The 17,178-nt window shown below is 72.1% G+C and carries 12 protein-coding genes; 6 read left to right on the top strand and 6 right to left on the bottom strand.

Annotated elements, in window-relative coordinates; all coding sequences use genetic code 11:
• A partial coding sequence (locus IG54_RS40555; protein WP_078594499.1) for a carboxyl transferase domain-containing protein occupies positions 1-151 on the top strand: 151 nt, incomplete at its 5' end.
• Positions 152-171: 20 nt separating this feature from the next.
• Positions 172-354, top strand: coding sequence for an acyl-CoA carboxylase subunit epsilon (locus tag IG54_RS0125765; protein WP_030789099.1), 183 nt, complete (start codon positions 172-174; stop codon positions 352-354).
• Between the two features lie 69 nt (positions 355-423).
• On the opposite strand, the gene argF is transcribed toward IG54_RS0125765, so the two are convergent.
• From argF to IG54_RS0125785, 4 genes are all read right to left on the bottom strand, one after another.
• The gene (gene argF / locus IG54_RS0125770) at positions 424-1,407 is read right to left on the bottom strand and encodes an ornithine carbamoyltransferase (protein ID WP_030789102.1); all 984 of its coding nucleotides are present in this window, start codon (positions 1,405-1,407) and stop codon (positions 424-426) included.
• 203 nt (positions 1,408-1,610) lie between these two features.
• Positions 1,611-3,098, bottom strand: coding sequence for a tryptophan 7-halogenase (locus IG54_RS0125775; protein ID WP_030789105.1), 1,488 nt, complete (start codon positions 3,096-3,098; stop codon positions 1,611-1,613).
• Positions 3,099-3,110: 12 nt separating this feature from the next.
• Positions 3,111-10,634, bottom strand: coding sequence for a non-ribosomal peptide synthetase (locus tag IG54_RS39385; protein ID WP_078594501.1), 7,524 nt, complete (start codon positions 10,632-10,634; stop codon positions 3,111-3,113).
• A gap of 37 nt (positions 10,635-10,671) precedes the next feature.
• Positions 10,672-10,875: an MbtH family protein gene (locus tag IG54_RS0125785; protein ID WP_030789108.1), complete on the bottom strand. Its 204-nt coding sequence runs from the start codon at positions 10,873-10,875 to the stop codon at positions 10,672-10,674.
• A gap of 223 nt (positions 10,876-11,098) precedes the next feature.
• On the opposite strand from IG54_RS0125785, the gene IG54_RS0125790 reads away from it, so the two are divergent.
• The 3 genes from IG54_RS0125790 to IG54_RS0125800 are packed head-to-tail and all read left to right on the top strand — an operon-like array spanning position 11,099 to position 15,110.
• On the top strand, positions 11,099-12,301 hold the full coding sequence (locus IG54_RS0125790; RefSeq protein ID WP_078594503.1) for a beta-ketoacyl-[acyl-carrier-protein] synthase family protein: 1,203 nt from the start codon (positions 11,099-11,101) through the stop codon (positions 12,299-12,301).
• The gene (locus IG54_RS0125795) at positions 12,298-13,374 is read left to right on the top strand and encodes a beta-ketoacyl synthase N-terminal-like domain-containing protein (protein ID WP_030789111.1); all 1,077 of its coding nucleotides are present in this window, start codon (positions 12,298-12,300) and stop codon (positions 13,372-13,374) included. Before IG54_RS0125790 ends, IG54_RS0125795 begins: the two co-directional genes overlap by 4 nt.
• 53 nt (positions 13,375-13,427) lie before the next feature.
• Positions 13,428-15,110 carry a phytoene desaturase family protein gene (locus IG54_RS0125800; RefSeq protein WP_030789113.1) on the top strand — a complete coding sequence of 561 codons (1,683 nt, stop codon included), beginning with the start codon at positions 13,428-13,430 and terminating at the stop codon, positions 15,108-15,110.
• A gap of 76 nt (positions 15,111-15,186) precedes the next feature.
• Here the strand turns inward: IG54_RS0125800 and IG54_RS0125805 are convergent, their stop codons facing one another.
• Together IG54_RS0125805 and IG54_RS0125810 are read right to left on the bottom strand one after the other, a co-directional pair.
• On the bottom strand, positions 15,187-15,849 hold the full coding sequence (locus IG54_RS0125805) for an O-methyltransferase (protein WP_030789116.1): 663 nt from the start codon (positions 15,847-15,849) through the stop codon (positions 15,187-15,189).
• Between the two features lie 59 nt (positions 15,850-15,908).
• Positions 15,909-16,667 (bottom strand): hypothetical protein, encoded by a 759-nt coding sequence (locus IG54_RS0125810; protein WP_030789119.1) that lies wholly within the window; start codon positions 16,665-16,667, stop codon positions 15,909-15,911.
• Between the two features lie 208 nt (positions 16,668-16,875).
• Between IG54_RS0125810 and IG54_RS0125815 the strand changes: the two genes are divergently transcribed.
• Positions 16,876-17,160 carry an acyl carrier protein gene (locus tag IG54_RS0125815; protein WP_051819956.1) on the top strand — a complete coding sequence of 95 codons (285 nt, stop codon included), beginning with the start codon at positions 16,876-16,878 and terminating at the stop codon, positions 17,158-17,160.
• The last annotated feature ends 18 nt before the right edge of the window (positions 17,161-17,178 follow it).

The raw sequence follows: 17,178 nt of genomic DNA on the forward strand, positions 1-17,178 counted from the left end.
GATGCACCCCTACTACGCCGCCGAACGCGGCCTGGTCGACGACGTCATCGACCCCGCCGAGACCCGCGAGACCCTCATCAACTCCCTCGCGATGCTCGCGGGCAAGCACGCCGACCGTCCCGCCCGCAAGCACGGCAATCCCCCGCAGTGACGCCCACGACCGGAGGTCCCATGCCCACAGCCGACATCCGCATCGAGAAAGGCGAGGTCACCGCCGACGAGCTGGCGGCCCTGACCGTCCTCCTGCTGTCCCGCGCGGCCGTCCCGTCCCGGACCACCGCCACCGGCACCACCGGGCCGAGCACGTCGTGGCGCCACGACCGGTACCGGGCCCCGCACAGCTGGCAGGGCTGACGGCCGCCGCCGTGACGCATGAGTGCGCGCCCCCGGATGTCCGGGGGCGCGCACTCATGCGTGCGGGTCTCAGCCCGCGATGGTCAGCTGCATCAGGGCCTTGGCCGTGTGCATGCGGTTCTCCGACTGGTCGAAGACGCGGCTCTGCGCACCCTCGAACACCTCGTCGTCCACCTCGCGGATGTCGGGGTGCGCGATCGCGGTCTCCGTGTCCAGGAGGTGGAAGGCCGGCAGGCAGTGCAGGTAGATGCTGTCCTCGCGGCCGGTGAGGGCCATGAGGTCGCTCGTCACCTTCAGGTCGCGCAGCAGGTCGATGCGCTCCTGCGTCTGGTCCTCCTCGCCCATGGAGACCCAGACGTCGCCGTAGACGCAGGCCGAGCCGCTCAGCGCCTCCTCGGGCGACTCCGTGACGAGCACCCGGGCCCGCTCCGACTCGCGCCCGGCGAGCAGCTCCTTGATCACCTCGGGGTCGGGCTGCAACGGCTTCGGCGCGAGGATGCGCAGGTCGAGGCCGAGCTTGGCGGCGGCGATGGCCAGGGTGATGGCCATGTTGTTGCGGCCGTCACCGACGTACGTCAGCGGGAGGCCCTCCAGGTCGCCGAAGTTCTCGCGCAGGGTGAGCAGGTCGGCGAGCACCTGGGTGGGGTGGTAGCTGTCGCACAGGCCGTTCCACACGGGGACGCCCGCGTACTGGGCGAACTCGGCGACCGTGGCGTGCTCGTAGCCGCGGAACATGATGCCGTCGAAGACGCGGCCGAAGACGCGCGCGATGTCCCGGACGGACTCCTTGATGCCGAACCGGATGTCCTCGCGGTTGAAGATCTCCGGGTGCGCGCCGGACTGCGTCGAGGCGACGACGAAGGAGACGCGCGTACGGGTGGAGGGCTTCAGGAAGATCAGGGCGATGTTCTTGCCGGCCAGGGCGGGTACGTTCACCCCGAGGGCGGTGCGCTCCTTGAGGTCGGCCGCCTTGACCAGCAGCTCGCGGATCTCGTCGCCGCTCAGCTCGCGCAGGGACAGCAGGCTGCGCCCCTTGAGGCCCGAAATCGTCACGGCACTACCTCCGAAGTCTGACCAGCCCCGACAGCACCGAGTCGGTGGAGCTGGGTCAAGGGAACTGGGTCAAGGGAACTGGGTCGATAATCATGCAGACCTTTACATTAACATGCAGTCGCAACGGGTCAACCGCGTGCGCCGCAGGTCACACATGCGAAAGGGGCCGGACTCCGACGAGTCCGGCCCCTTCCCCCTTCAGCTCACCGCTCGGCCGACACCGCCCAGCGCAGACCGTCCGCCGAGGGTACGAGACCGCCTTCGAACAGGGCGTCCGACGGATCGAGGTCGCCGCCGAGCGCGGCCTGCACCTGGATCTGGGTGCCCTGCTCCATGACGCTGCCCATGATCTCCGACTGGTACAGCGGCGTGGCGTCGTCCCCGCCGGTCCGGTCCACCTGGGCCACCGACCGCTCCAGCTCACCGGCGGTGTTCTTGAACCGCGTCCGCACCGACTCGGCGTCCACGAAGGCGCCGTCGAGGGAGGCCACCCCGCCCACCAGCTCGACGAACGCCTCCAGCTCGGAGTCCGCGAAGCTGTTGACCTTCTTCGCCTGCCAGAAGTACGACTCGTGATCGCTGTTCATGTCGTAGAACGACACCAGGAACTCGTAGAACAGGCCGAACTCGTGGCGGTAGCGCGCGTCGAACTCGGCGAAGCTCTCCTCCTCGCCGATGTCGCCCGCCAGCACGGAGTTGATGGACCGCGCGGCGAGCAGCGCGCTGTAGGTCGCCAGGTGCACCCCGGAGGAGAAGACCGGGTCGAGGAAGCAGGCGGCGTCCCCGACCAGCACCATGCCCGGACGCCAGTAGCTGTTGTTGCTGTACGAGTAGTCCTTGCGGACGCGCACCTGGCCGTAGACACCGTCCGTGACGCGCTCGGCGTCGGACAGCAGGTCGGCGATGCGGGGGCACTTCTCGATGAGCTGCGAGAGCGCCTCGGACGGGTCGCCCTGCACCGACTCGGCGAACTCGCGGTGCACCACCGCGCCCACGCTGGTGAGGGTGTCGCTCAGCGGGATGTACCAGAACCAGCCCTCGTCGAAGGCGGCGCAGAAGATGTTGCCCTGCTTCGGCGCGGGCATCCGCTTGCCGCCCTCGTAGTACCCGAAGATCGCGATGTTGCGGAAGAAGTCCGAGTACGTGCGTTCGCCGCCCGCCTGTCGGTGGATCCGGCTCTTGTTGCCGGACGCGTCGACGACGTAGCGCGCGTTGACCGTGTGCCGGGTGCCGTCCGCGTCGGTGTAGACGACGCCGCGGACCCGCTCGGCGTCCTCGATCACCTCGGTGACGGAGCAGTTCTCACGCACGTCCACGCCGAGCTTGCGGGAGTGCTTGAGCAGGATGTCGTCGAACTTCATCCGCTCGACCTGGTACGCGTGAGAGGTCGGACCGGCCATCCGCGGCGAGATCGCGAAGGCGAACGACCACGGCTCGGGGTTGGTGCCCCAGCGGAAGGTGCCGCCGAGCTTGCGCGTGAAGCCGGCCTTCTCCACCTCGTCGGCCACGCCCAGCATCCCGCAGATGCCGTGCACCGTCGCGGGCAGCAGCGACTCGCCGATCTGGTACCGCGGGAAGGTCTCCTTCTCCAGCAGCAGCACCCGGTGACCCTGCTTGGCGACGAAGGACGCGACGGTCGAGCCGCTCGGGCCACCGCCGACCACGACGACATCGAACTCTTCTGTAGACAACGGTCAATCTCCTCAACTTGTCGGGCGTGGACGCGGTCGCAGCACCGGCCGCTCGCGCTTGCGCGCCACGGCCAGCCGGCCCGAGAGCTTCTCGACCGTGGTCGCGTTGAACAGATCCGGGATGGCCAGCTCGACGCCCAGCGTCGAGCGGATCCGGGACACAAGGCGGGTCGCGAGGAGCGAGTGGCCGCCCAGCTCGAAGAAGTCGTCGTCGATGCCGACCGCCGGTACGCCGAGCAGCTCGGCGAAGAGCCGGCACAGCACTTCCTCGCGCTCGTCGCGCGGCCCCCGGCCCGTCCCGGCGCCGGCCCGGCCCGGTGCGGGCAGCGCCCGCCGGTCCACCTTGCCGTTCGGTGTCAGCGGCAGCTCCTCCAGCACGACCAGGGCCGAGGGGACCATGTGGTCGGGCAGGGAGGCCTGGAGGTGGGCCTTGACCGCGGCGCTCAGGGAGACGGCCTCCGCGGCCAGGGACGGGTTGTTGGTCAGCGGCCGGGGACCGGAGTGCCGCGGCAGGTACCCGGTCGTGGGCACCCCCGTCGCGTTCCGCTCCACGAACAGGACGTCGAGCGTGCCGTCCTCGCCCGGCGGCAGCACCAGAGCGCGGTATCCGGCCCGGTCGGCGGGCCCGGCGAAGTCCCCGGGTTCCGGGAGCGTGTCGTCGCGCCGCGCCAGCCTGTCCCTGGCCTCGTCCGGCGTGCCGCCGTCGGCCAGGACGCGTACCGCCGCGAGTTCGTACTCGACCCGCGTGTCGGGCACGCCGCGCAGCCGCACGGGCGCGGGGTGCGCCGCGGCCAGCCGGTCCGCCAGCGCGTCCAGGCCGGTGACGTCATCGCCCCAGGTGACCTCGTGGGCACCGTCGGTGTCGGCGTGTTCGTGCGGCTGCTTGTGGAGGACGACGTCGAACCGGTGCGCGGTCAGTTCGTTGCGGAAGTCCGACCGCTTGACGCGCAGGTCCGCCGCCGCGTCGAGGCCGGTGAAGAACGCCGGGTCGATCAGCAGTTCCTTCTCCAGCGACACGGACTGCTCGATCGCCGCGCGCAGCGCCCTGCCGTCCGACGTGCCGCCCGGGCGGCCCAGCTCGACGGCGGTGCGCAGCGCTTCGAGGAGGTGGATGTTGCGCACGTCGCCGACGAACACCCGGCCGCCCGGGGCCAGCAGCCCGAGCAGTCCCCGCAGGGCCTTCTCCAGGTAGTCGGCGTTCGGGAAGTACTGCACGACGGAGTTCAGCACCACGGTGTCGAAGTGGCCCCGGGGCAGCCCGTCGAGGTCGTGGGCCGGCTGGACGCGCACCTCGACGCGGCCGTCGAGCCGCGGGTCCTCGGCCACCTGGCCGCGGACTCCCTCGACGATCTGGGGCGAGATGTCGGTGCCCCAGTAGCTCTCGCACTCCGGTGCGATCTTCGACAGGAGCAGTCCGGTGCCCATGCCGATCTCCAGCACGCGCCTCGGCCGCAGGGCGAGGATCCGCTCCACGGTGTCGTCCCGCCAGGCGCGCATCTGCTCGACGGGGATCGGCCGGCTGTCGTAGCTGCTGTTCCAGCCGGAGAAGTCCTCGCCGAACTCGGCCGCCTGCCCGCCGGTGTAGAGCGAGTCGTAGGTGAGCTGCCACTCCTGCACCTGCCGCTCGTCCCGGTCCCTCGCGACGGCGGGATCGTCACCGCTCGGGACGAGGTAGCCGACCAGGCGCCTGCCGCCCGGCTGGTCCTCGCGGGGCACCACGACGGCCTGCGCCACGCCGGGGTGGGCGGTCAACGCCGCCTCCACCTCGCCGAGTTCGATGCGGAAGCCGCGGACCTTGACCTGGTCGTCGGAGCGGCCGACGAACTCCAGCTGGCCGTCGCCGCGCCACCGGACCACGTCCCCCGTCCGGTACATCCGCTCCCCGGGGGCGCCGAACGGGCAGGCCACGAACCGGCCCGCGGTCAGTCCCGGGCGCCGCAGATAGCCGCGCGCCAGGGCCTCGCCCGCGATGTACAGCTCGCCCGCCACGCCCGGCGGAGTGGGCCGCAGCCGGTCGTCGAGGACGTAGAGCCGGGTGTTGTCCAGCGGCCGTCCGATGGGGGGCTGGGTGCCGTCGGGGACGAGCTGGTCGCTGACCGTGGCGCAGACGGTGGCCTCGGTCGGGCCGTAGGCGTTGACCATCCTGCGGCCGGGGGCCCAGCGGGTGACGAGGTCGGGCGGACAGGCGTCACCGGCCATGATCAGCATCATCGGCGCGGGCAGGCCGTCGTCCGGCAGGGCCGCGAGCACCGGCGGCGGCAGGGTCACGTGGGTGACGCCCTGCTCGTGCATCAGCACGCTCAGCCCCGGCCCCGGCAGCGTCTTCTCGCGCGGCGCCACGATCAGCGTCGCACCGGCCAGCAGCGCCATGCACATGTCGGAGAACGCGCCGTCGAAGCTGGGTGAGGCGAACTGGAGTACGACGCTGTCCCGCTCGACCTCCAGACGCTCGATCTCGCTGCCCATCCGGCTCGCGATGCCCGCGTGGGAGACCACGACGCCCTTCGGTACGCCCGTGGAGCCCGAGGTGTAGATGACGTAGGCGGCGTGGCCCGGCCGCAGGGGCGCGACGCGGTCGGCGTCCGTCAGGTCCTCGCCCGGCAGCAGGGAGACGGCCGAGCGGGTCTCCTCGTCGAGGACGATCCGCTCAAGGCCCGCGGGCAGCGGGACCGTGCTGTCCGCCGCGGTCAGTACGTATCGCGGCGCGGCGTCGCCCAGCATGAACGCGACGCGTTCCGCGGGGTAGTCCGGATCCACCGGCAGATAGGCGCCGCCCGCCTTCAGCACCGCCAGCATGGCCGTGGTCAGCTCGATCGACCGGGGCAGCGCGAGCGCCACGTAGTCGTCGGGGCCCACGCCGTGCGCGGCCAGGTGCCGGGCCAACCGGTTGGCGTTCTCGTTCAGCTCCCGGTAGGTGAGCGCGGTGCCCTCGCCGCGGACCGCGACCGCGTCGGGGACCGCGGCCACCTGCGCCTGGAAGAGTTCCGGGAAGACCGTCGGGGTGACGTCCCGGTACGTGTCGTTCCACTCGTGCAGCACCAGCCGCCGCTCGGCGGGGTCGAGGACGTCGATGTCGGCGAGACGGGTGTCCGGGTCGGCCGTCATCACCTCGAAGACCTGGACGAGCCGGTCCAGCATCCGCTCGACGGTGGCCGGGTCGAACAGCTCGACGGCGTACTCGACCACACCGGTCAGTCCGTGCGGGGCGCCCTGCTCGTCGAACTGCTCGAACACGCTGAAGGCCAGGTCGAACTTGGCGGTGTCGGTGTAGAGCTGCTTGGCCTCGACCTCCAGGCCGGGCAGCCGGAACTCGACGTCGGCCAGGTTCTGGAAGGCCAGCATCACCTGGAACAGCGGGTGGCGCGACGTCGACCGGCTCGGGTTGAGGATCTCCACCAGCCGCTCGAACGGCAGGTCCTGGTTGGCGTACGCGTTGAGGTCCGTCTCCCGTACGCGGGCGATGAGTTCGCGCAGGGAGGGGTCGCCGCCCAGGTCGGTGCGCAGCACCAGGGTGTTGACGAAGAACCCGACGAGTTCGTCCAGGCTCTCGTCGGTGCGGCCCGCGATGGCCGTGCCGATGGGGATGTCCGTCCCCGCGCCCAGCCTGCTGAGGAGTGCGGACAGGCCCGCCTGCACCACCATGAACAGGCTCGCGTCGCTCTGCCGCGCCAGCTCGGTGAGCCGGGTGTGCAGGCCCGCGCTCATTTCGAAGCGGGCGGTGGAGCCCCGGTAGCTGGCGACCGCGGGGCGCCGGCGGTCCACGGGCAGCGGCAGCTCGTCGGGCGCGCCGTCCAGGGCCTTCGCCCAGTACCGGATCTGCTCGTTGATCCGGCTGTCCGGGTCGTCCTCGGTGCCGAGCAGCCGCTGCTGCCACAGCGTGTAGTCCGCGTACTGGACGGGCAGTTCGGGAGCGCCGTCGTCGAGCCCGGCGGCCCGTGCCCGGTAGGCGGCCGCCAGGTCGTCCGAGAGCGGGGCCATCGACCAGCCGTCGCCCGCGATGTGGTGGATCACCAGGGCCAGTACGTGCTCGGTCGGGGAGAGCGCGAAGAGGTGCGCGCGCAGCGGCGGATCGACGGCCAGGTCGAACTCGCGGCCGCAGAACGCGGCGACCTCGGCGTCGAGGCCCTGCTCGGTGGCGTCGGTGCACGGCAGTTCGGGCCGGACGTCGAGGACCCGCTGGAACGGCACCCCGTCGACCTCGCCGAACACCGTGCGCAGGGCCTCGTGCCGGTCGGACAGGTCCCCGAGCGCCGCGGCGAGCGCCGCGCGGTCGAGGTCGCCGGTCAGCCGCAGCACGGCCGGCATGTTGTACGTGGCGCTCTTGCCCTCCATCTGGCCGAGGAACCACAGGCGGCGCTGGGCGAAGGACAGCGGCAGCCGGTCGGGCCGCTCGGCGCGGGTCACGGCGGGCCGCAGCGAGCCGCCGACCTCGTCGAGGCGCCGCGCCAGCTCGGCCACCGTGGGCGCGCCGAAGATGTCGCGGACGGTGAGTTCCACGCCGAAGGCCGGTCTGATCCTGGCCACCAGCCTGGTCGCGAGGAGCGAGTGCCCGCCGAGGTCGAAGAAGTGGTCGTCGATGTGCACCTTGGGCGCACCGGTGACGTCCGCGAACAGGCCGCAGAGGATCTCCTCGCGAGGGCTGCGCGGGGCACGGCTCGGGCCGGTGCCCGCGAACCTGGCGGCGGGCAGCGCGCGCCGGTCCAGCTTGCCGTTGGGCGTCAGCGGAAGCCGGTCGAGGACCACGACCGCCGCGGGCACCAGGTGCCGGGGCAGGACCTCGGCGACCGACCTGCGGGCCTCCACGGGGTCGATGACGCGCCCCTCGTGCGGCACGGCGTAGGCGATCAGGCGCCGCTCGCCGGGGACGTCCTCGCGGGCGACCACGGCGACCTCGCGCACGGCGTCGTCGGCGGCGAGCACGGACTCGATCTCGCCCGGTTCGATGCGGAAGCCGCGGATCTTGACCTGGTCGTCGGCGCGGCCGAGGAACTCCAGCTGCCCGTCGGCGCGTCGGCGGACGAGGTCGCCCGTGCGGTACATCCGCTCGCCCGGGGCCTGCGCGGCCTCGGCCGGGCAGGCGAGGAACCGCTGCGCGGTCAGCGCGGGCTGTCCCTGATAGCCCCGGGCGAGGCCCGGCCCCGCCAGGTACAGCTCGCCGGTGACGCCCGTGGGCACCGGGCGCAGGGCGCCGTCCAGGACGAGTACCCGCATGTTGTCGATCGGGCGGCCGATCGGCGGGGTCGTGCCGCCGGTCAGGGGGTCCGACATGGTCGCGCAGACCGTGCTCTCGGTCGGACCGTACGCGTTGAGCATGCGGCGGCCGGGCGACCAGGCGGCGACGACCTCGGCCGGGCACGCCTCGCCCGCCAGGTTGAGGGTGAGGTCCGCGGGCAGTTCGCCGGGCCGCATCGCGGACAGGACGGCGGGCGGCAGCGTCACATGGGTCAGGGCGTGCTTGGCGGCCAGCTCGGTCAGGGTGATGCCGGGGACGAGCTGTTCGGCGCGCGCGAGCACCAGGGCCGCTCCGGACAGGAGGGCCATCGACACCTCGGAGAACGCCGCGTCGAAGCTCGGCGAGGCGAACTGGAGCACCCGGCTGTCCTCGTCCACCGCCAGCCGGGCGATCTGCCCGAGGGCGAGCGAGGCCACGCCCGCGTGGGTGACGACGACGCCCTTCGGGCGGCCGGTGGAGCCCGACGTGTAGATGACGTACGCCGGGTGGTCCGGCAGCAGGGGGGCGAGCCGGTCGGCGTCGGTCAGGTCGGTGTCCTCGCCGGTGTCGGCGTGCGCGGCCGCCCGGTCGTCGAGGGCGATCCGGGGCAGGTCGTCCGGCAGGCCCGCCGGGCTCCGCTCGTCGACGACGACGCAGGCGGGCGTGGCGTCCGCGCACATGAACGCGAGGCGCTCCGCCGGGTGTTCGAGGTCGAGCGGCAGATACGCGCCGCCCGCCTTGGACACCGCGAGCATCGCGGTGATCAGCTCGATCGAGCGCGGCAGCGCCAGCGCGACGACGCTCTCGGGGCCGACGCCGGAGGCGACGAGGGTGCGGGCGAGCCGGTTGGCGCGGCCGTTGAGCTGGGCGTAGGTCAGCTCGGCGTCCTCGAAGAGGAGGGCGGTCGCGTCGGGGGTGCGCGCGGCCTGCGCCTCGAAGAGGGCGGGCCAGGTCGCCGTGGGGTGTGCGCGGGCCGTGTCGTTCCACGCGTGCAGCGCCTGGTGGCGTTCGGCGGTATCGAGCAGCTCGATGCGGCCGACCTGTACGGCCGGGTCGTCCGCCATCGCCGTCAACACGCGCAGCAGACCGCGCTGATGGGTCTGGAGGTCCTCTTGCCCGTACAGGCCGCTCGCGTCGAGGTCGACGCGCAGCCCCTGTCCCTCACCGCGGTCGTAGACCGTGATCGACAGGTCCTCGACCAGGCCGCCCGCGAGGTTGTGGGAGGTCATGGGGTGGCCGCCGAAGCCGCGGTCGTAGCTGAACGGCAGGACGTTGACCACCGGGCCGACCAGGGACTCGTCCTCCAGGGACAGCCGCTGGTCGCGGCGCATGTCCTCGTAGCGGTACCGCTGGTGGCGCAGCGCCTCGCGGGCGCGGGACAGCACGTGCCGGGCGAGGTCGGCGCAGCTGAGCCCGCTGGTCACGGTCAGCCGCAGCGGCAGCAGGTTGGAGACCATGCCGGGCGTCTTGGCGCCGGGGCCGGGCCGTGCCGTCACCGGCAGTCCGAGCACGAGGTCCCGCGCTCCGGTCAGCCGGTGCAGATAGGCGGCCACCGCGGTCAGTACGACGGTGGGCAGCGCCCGCCCGGTGGAGTCGGTCAGCCGCTGCTGGAGGTCGGCGCCGAGCTGTGCCGAGCAGCGCGCGGGCTCGCCGGACGCGCCGGACGACCGCTCGGCGAGGGTCACCGGTTCGGGGCGGTCGGCCAGTTGGGCGTCCCAGTACTCCTGGTCGGCGGCGAAGGCGTCGGAGGCGCGGTAGTCGGCCTCGTCGTCGAGCAGTGCGCGCAGCGGCAGCGGCTCGGGGCGGTCCGCCCGCTCACCGGCGAGGAGTGCCGAGTACACCTCGGCGACGCGGCGGACCACCATGGCCCCGCTGTAGCCGTCCAGGGCGGCGTGGTGGAACTGGAAGTACCACTGCCAGCGGTCCGCGGCCAGCTCGAACAGCAGCACGGTGTGCAGCGGGCCCCGGGTCAGGTCGACCGGCCGGTCCAGGTCGGCGCGCATCCGCTCCAGGGCGGCGCCCGCGGGGTCCGGCAGCGCGGAGACGTCCACCACGTCCAGGGCGGCGTCGACGTCGTCGGGCCCGGCGACGAACTGCCGCGGCCCGTCCGCCTCTTCGGAGAACCGCACGCGCAACGCGTCGGTCTCGGCGACGACTTGGCGCCAGGCGGTGCCGAACACCTCGGGGTCGACGGCTCCGCGGATGTCGAAGTACTCCGCGATCCGGTAGCGCCGGCCGCTGGAGTCGAGTTGATGTCCGTACCAGATTCCGCGCTGTGCCGCGGAAAGAGGCAGCAGGTCACCGCCGACGTTGTTCATGTTCATCCCCGAGGTAGTGGCCGGTGGTCCAGGGCGGTGGACGTCAGGAGGCTTCGCGCAGGCTCTTCGGCCGCATGTCCGTCCAGTTCTCCTCGATGTAGGCCAGGCAGGCCTCGCGGCTGCTCCCGGAGAGCTGCGCGGTCCACCCCTCCGGTACGTCGGCAAATGCCGGCCAGAGCGAATGCTGTCCTTCACCGTTCACCAGAACAGAGAAGACCGCCTCGTTGTCGTCGAACGGATTCGTCATGGGACTCCCCTATCGCATCGGCGCGCTCGAACTTCAGAATTGCCGCCGCGACGGCGTCCCAGCAAGTGGAAGGACGGTACGGGACGGAACGAGACAGCGGCAGTTGTGTACGCGCGCGGAGCCCGGCTTGTAGTCTGCCGGGCGGACCTGAACTGCTTTTCTCTTCTGAATTGGGGTCAGTGAATTGCTTGCTGGGAAAAGGAAAGAACCCGGCCGGCGGGTAGTGATTACCGGGCTCGGCGCAGTTTCCAGCATCGGCACCTCCGTCACCGAATTCCTCGCCGGACTGCGCTCGGGTCGCAGTGCGGTCCGGCCGATATCCGCGTTCGACACCACCGGCTTCGAGCACGCCAACGGCTGCGAGATAGCCGACTTCGACCCGGAGCGCTGGATCGAGCGGCTCGACCCCGAGGAGCTGGGCCGGGCGGCCCGGTTCGCCGTGGCCGCCGCGAGGATGGCCGCGGACCACGCCGGGCTGACCTCCGACGTGCTGGCCGGCAGCCGGGTCCTGGTGGCCGTCGGCACGACCGACGGCGAGACCCGCGACCTCGACCGGCTGGTGGCGCAGGACCTCGCGGAGCCGGGTGCGACGGACCCACGGATCGCCCGCCGGGCCTCCGCCTCCCGCCTCTCGGCCTCCGTCGCCCGCGAGTTCGGGCTCGCCGACGCCGAGGCGGTGACCATCCCGACGGCGTGCGCCGCCGGCAACTACGCGATCGGCTACGGCCTCGACGCCATCCGCGCGGGCGACGCCGACCTGGCCTTCTGCGGCGGCGCGGACGCGGTCTGCCTCAAGACCTTCGCCGGGTTCTACCGGCTCGGCACCATCGCCCCCGACGTCTGCCGCCCCTTCGACCTCGACCGCAAGGGCATCCTCACCGGCGAGGGCTCGGGGATCCTGGTCCTCGAGAGCCTGGAGTCGGCGCTCGCCCGCGGCGCCCGCATCCACGCCGAGGTGCTGGGATACGGCCTCAACTGCGACGCGTACCACCAGGTCGCGCCGCTGGAGGAGAGCGTCGCCGACTGCATGCGGCTCGCGGTCGAGGACGCGGGCGTCAAGCCGTCGGAGGTGGACCTCATCTCGGCGCACGGCACCGGCACGAAGGCCAACGACAGCACCGAGGCGAGCGCGATCCACGCGGTCTTCGGCGACCGGCCGCCGCGCACGGTGTCGATGAAGTCCATGCTCGGGCACACCATGGGCGCGGCCAGCGCGCTGGCCGCGATCGGCTGCACGCTGGCCCTGGAGCACGGCTTCATCCCGCCGACCATCAACCACACCACGACCGACCCCGACTGCGGCCTCGACTGCGTGCCCAACGAGTCGGTGGCGGCGGACCTGCGGATCGTGCAGAACAACGGGCTCGCCTTCGGGGGCAACAACGCGGTGGTCATCTTCGGCCGCTACGACGGAGGAGCAGCGTGACAGGCATACGACCCGTCATCACGGCATGGTCGGCGATCTCGCCCTTCGGGTTCGGCGCGGACGCCTTCCGGGCGGGGCTGCGGGGCGGCGTTCCGGCCGCCGCCCCGGGTGCCGGGGCCGCCCGGCTGGTTCCGGACTTCGACGGCCGTGCCGTCCTCGGCAAGAAGGGCACCCGTTCGATGGACCGGGTCACCGCGCTGTCGGTGGCGGCGGTCCGCGAGCTGGTGGACCAGCCGGACGCGCCCGCCGCCCCGGCCGGTGGCCCGGCCCCCGGCCTGGTGCTCGGCACCACCGGCAGCGTGCAGTCCACGATGGACTTCACGCGCAGCTCGCTCGACGGGGAGCGGCCGTTCTACGTCGACCCGGCCCGTTTCCCCAACACGGTGATGAACTGCGCGGCCGGCCAGTGCGCGATCTGGCACGGGCTCAAGGGCCCGAACGCGACGATCGCGGGCGGCCGCGCGGCCGGTCTCCTCGCGCTGAACTACGCGCGCAGGCTGCAAGCGGGCGGCCGCGCGGGAACGCTGTACTGCGGCGGCGCCGAGGAGTACTCCGACGCGCGGGCGCGCCTGCACCAGCACGCGCAGGACACCCCGGGCACCTCGGGCACTCAGGCCACCGCGGTTCTCGGTGAGGGGGCGGCGGTCCTGCGCCTGGAGCCGGGCGGATCCGGCGCCGCCGAACGGGACGGCCTGGCCGAGGTCGTCGCGCTGGAGTTCGGCGTGTACGAGGACGCCGGGGAGATCGCCGCGACCCTGCTGCGCTGTCTGCGCCGGGTGCTGGAGCGGGCCGGGGCACGACCCGAGGACGTCGCGCTCGTCGCCCCGGGCGCGGCCGAAGGACCCGAACAGGACGCGCTCCGCGAGCTGTTCGGCCCCCGGCCGCCCGCGCAGACCGACTGCGCCGCGCTGATCGGCGACCAGGCGGCGGCCGCGGCCGCCTTCCAGGTGCTCACCGTGCTCGTCAGGGCCGAGGACGACCCGGCGCTCGCCGGCCGGCTGGCGCTGGTCACCGCGGTCGACCACGACGGCACTCTCGGCTGCGCGCTGCTGCGGCCCTACCCCGCACGCTGACCCCAGGCACCGGCCGGACCACCACCACGGCCCATCACCACGGCGAGGACTCCTTGACCACCACCAGCACCGAAGAGCAGTGGGACGCCATCGTCGTGGGGGGCGGCCTCGGCAGCCTGACCTGCGCCGCCTATCTCGCCGCCGCGGGACAGCGGGTGCTCGTGCTCGAACAGCACGACTGGGCGGGCGGCAACAGCCACGTCTTCCGCCGCCGCCGTGCCTACGAGTTCGACGTCGGCGTGCACTACCTGGGCGACTGCGGGCCCGACGGCGTCATCCCGGCCATCCTGTCGGGCCTCGGCGCGGGCGGCCGGGTGCGCTTTCGCGAGCTGGACCGCGACTGCTTCGACGAGATCCGCGTCCCCGGGCTCACGCTCGACGTGCCCGCCGACTGGGACGCGTATCTGACCCGGCTCCAGCGGGCGCTGCCCGAGGACGCGGAGGGCCTGCGCACCTTCACCGGGATCTGCCGGGCCGTCGGCGGTGAACAGCGCTGGGCGCTGCTCACCGATGCCACGCTGCCGCAGATCGCCGCGGGCACCGAGAACGTACGGGCCTGGGGACGGCGCACGCTGGCCGAACTGTTCGACCACTGCGGCCTCTCCACCCGGGCCCGCACGGTGCTCGCCGCCCAGTCGCCGAACTACGGCATGGGCCCGGACATCGCGACGGTGGCCACCCACGCCACGGTGACCGACCACTACCTCCGCGGCGCCTACGTCCCCGAGGGCGGCGGGCAGGTGCTGGCCGCGACGCTCGTCGAGGTCCTGGAGGCGCACGGCGGCGAGCTGCGCACCCGCAGCCGGGTCGCCTCGATCGACGTCACGGACCGCACGGCCACCGGTGTGCGCCTGACGGACGGGACCTCGTTCAGCGCGCCGCTGGTGATCTCCGGCGCCGACTACCGGCGTACGGTCCTCGACCTCGTCGGCGAGGAGCACTTCAGCCCGCGCATCGTCCGCGCGACCCGGGAGGCGACGATGGGACTGCCCTTCGCCACCCTCTACGTCGCCCTCGACCGGCCGCCGGCGCGGCGGTCCGAGGCCAACCTCTGGTGGTACGACCACGAGGACATCGGCGACCTCTACCGCGGGCTGCACGCGGGCGAGCAACCCGACGACGTGCGCTTCCTCTTCGTCTCGTTCGCCTCGCTGAAGGAGCCCGGCGCGCGGCACCTGGGCCCGCCGGGACACGCGAACTTCCAGCTGATGACGATGTGCCCGCCCGGCTACCGGCACTGGGGCGTCGAGCGGGGGCCGGCCGAGGGAGGCCGCTACCGCCGCGAGCCCGCCTATCTGGCGGAGAAGCAGCGCTTCACGGAGGCCGTGCTGCGGGCCGGGGAGCGGGCGCTCGGGCCGTTCCGGGACCACATCACGCATCTGGAGCTGGCCACCCCGCTGACCCAGGAGCGCTACACGCTCTCCACCGGCGGCTCCCCGTTCGGCCTGGCCACCTGGGGTGCCACGGGCGCCAGGCCCGACACCGCGACCGGCGTCAAGGGCCTGCACGTCGTCGGCCAGAGCACCCGCTACGGCAGCGGCATCACGGGCGTGATGGTCAGCGGCATCGCCTGCGCCTCCCGGATCCTCGGGCGGCGGCTGCTGACCGCGGCGCACACGGGCGCGGTCCTCGGGGACCGGGACAGGCTGCCCGCGCGCGCCGCGGACTGGGATCCGCTGGCCGTCTCCCGGGGAGCGGCGAGGCGGGACGCGCGCGGACTGGCCAAGGTGGACTGACGCCGAAGGGGCGCGAAAGCGCGAAGGGCGTGTCCGCGACATCACCTCGTCGCGGACACGCCCTCGGTGTGTGCGGTCAGCGCTTGACCGCGAGCGTCAGGCCGTCGGCGAACGGCAGCATGCACAGGTCGACCCGGTCGTCCGCGCGCAGCTTGTTGTTGAAGGAGCGCAGCGCCCGGGTCTCGGAGTCCTGCACCGACTCGTCGATGACCCGCCCGGACCACAGCACGTTGTCGGCGGCCAGCAGCCCGCCCGGCCGCAGCAGGGTCAGGGCGTACTCGTAGTACGTCTCGTAGCCCTCCTTGTCCGCGTCCAGGAACACGAAGTCGTAACCGCCGGCCGCGCCCTCCTCCTCGACGAGGGCGGCCAGGCTCTGCCGGGCGTCGCCGATCCGCAGGTCCACCTTGTCCGCGACGCCCGCCCGCGCACAGTGGCCGAGCGCGGTCCTCGCCCACTCGTCGCTGATGTCGCAGGCCGTGACGCGGCCGTCGGCGGGCAGGGTCAGCGCGGTGCGCAGCAGGCTGTAGCCGGTGAAGACGCCGACCTCCAGAGTCCGCTTGGCGCCGATGGCGCGCAGCAGCACGGACAGGAACTGGCCCTGCTCGGGCGAGACCTGCATGTTGCGCTCGTCGAGCCGCGAGGTCTCCTCGCGCAGCTCGGCGAGCGGCGCCGGTTCGGACAGGGAGACGTCCGCGATGTAGTCCTGGAGTTCCTCGGTGATGCTGACCTGGATTCTCATGTCTTCGCTCTCAGTGTGATGTCGGCCGGCCGGGCATGGGTCACCGCCGGGTCAGGAAGTCACAGCCGGGTCAAAAACCGCCGCACCTCGGCGACCATGTGGTCGACCGACTCGGCGGCGAAGAGCACCGGCATGCAGTCCGTGTCGTCGAAGTCCTGCGCCACTATGTCCGCGGTGTCGAACGGCCGCAGCTCCACCTTGTCCAGCGACTCCATCTCCGCGACCGAGGACAGCAGGGCCGCGCCGCACACCCGGGGCCGGCCTGCCTCGTACACGACACCGGTCTCGATGGTGAACCAGAAGACGTGGACGAGGTCCCGCAGGGCCTGAGGTGTGGTGATCCGCCGGGCGGCCTCGCCGAAGCTCCGGTACAGGTCCGCGAAGACGGGGTCGCCCAGCATCACGGCGTGGCCGACCAGTTCGTGCAGGACGTCCGGTTCCGGGGAGTGGTAGGGCGAGTCGGGGCGCCGCAGGTACTGCGTGGCGTGGAACCCGCCGTCCGCGAACGCGCCGAGGAACTCCTTGACGGGGACGGTGCCTTCGGCGGGCCGCAGGTGGAAACCGGTCAGGCCGGTCAGCACCGGGGAGACCTCGGCCAGTTGCGGGACCCGGTGCCGGTGGAGGACGACGGCCTCGGCGGCCCGCCGGTAGTTCGCGCACGCCACTTCCGCGTGCAGGGAACCCAGTTTGGCGGTGACCGTCTCCCAGAGGGCGTCCTCCTCCTCCGTATAGGCAATGTCCGGCAGCGGTTCACCGGGCTGCCATTCCCTTGCCTTTTGCTGACGCGTGGCCTTCTGGCGCTCATATTCATCAGTCATCGCGTCTTTTTCACCCATCCCCTCGAAGTTGCGGCGCAACTCCCCCTCATTACCGATTACGCACGCTAACCCACGGCCCCGCGGGCGGGATACGAGGAGCGGCTGTCTCGTTCCGTCCCGTGCCGTCCATGACCTTGCGGGACAGCGCCCGCCCGCATGAGATCTGAACTACTGAACCGATGCTCAACTCGCATGCGGAGAAATCCACATGCCGGAGAAAGAGGTCACGACTGTGGCAACGACCACCGACGCCAATTTCGCGAAGATTAAGGAAATCGTCTGCGAAATCCTTGAGCTGGAAGAGGAAGAGGTCACGACCGAGGGCCTGTTCAACGAGGAGTACGGCGCCGACTCGCTGCGCGCCATCGAGATCCTCGGTGCGCTTGAGCGTGAGTTCGGGGTGGTCATCGACCAGGCCGAGCTGGGCCGGATGACGAATCTCCAGGGCGTCTACGACGTGGTCTCCGAAACCGCGGGCTGGGCGAAGAAGTAACCCCTCCGCACAGGGAAT

Origin of the sequence: Streptomyces sp. NRRL S-920, assembly GCF_000717945.1 — a bacterium.
Classification (GTDB): Bacteria; Actinomycetota; Actinomycetes; order Streptomycetales; family Streptomycetaceae; genus Streptomyces; species Streptomyces alboniger.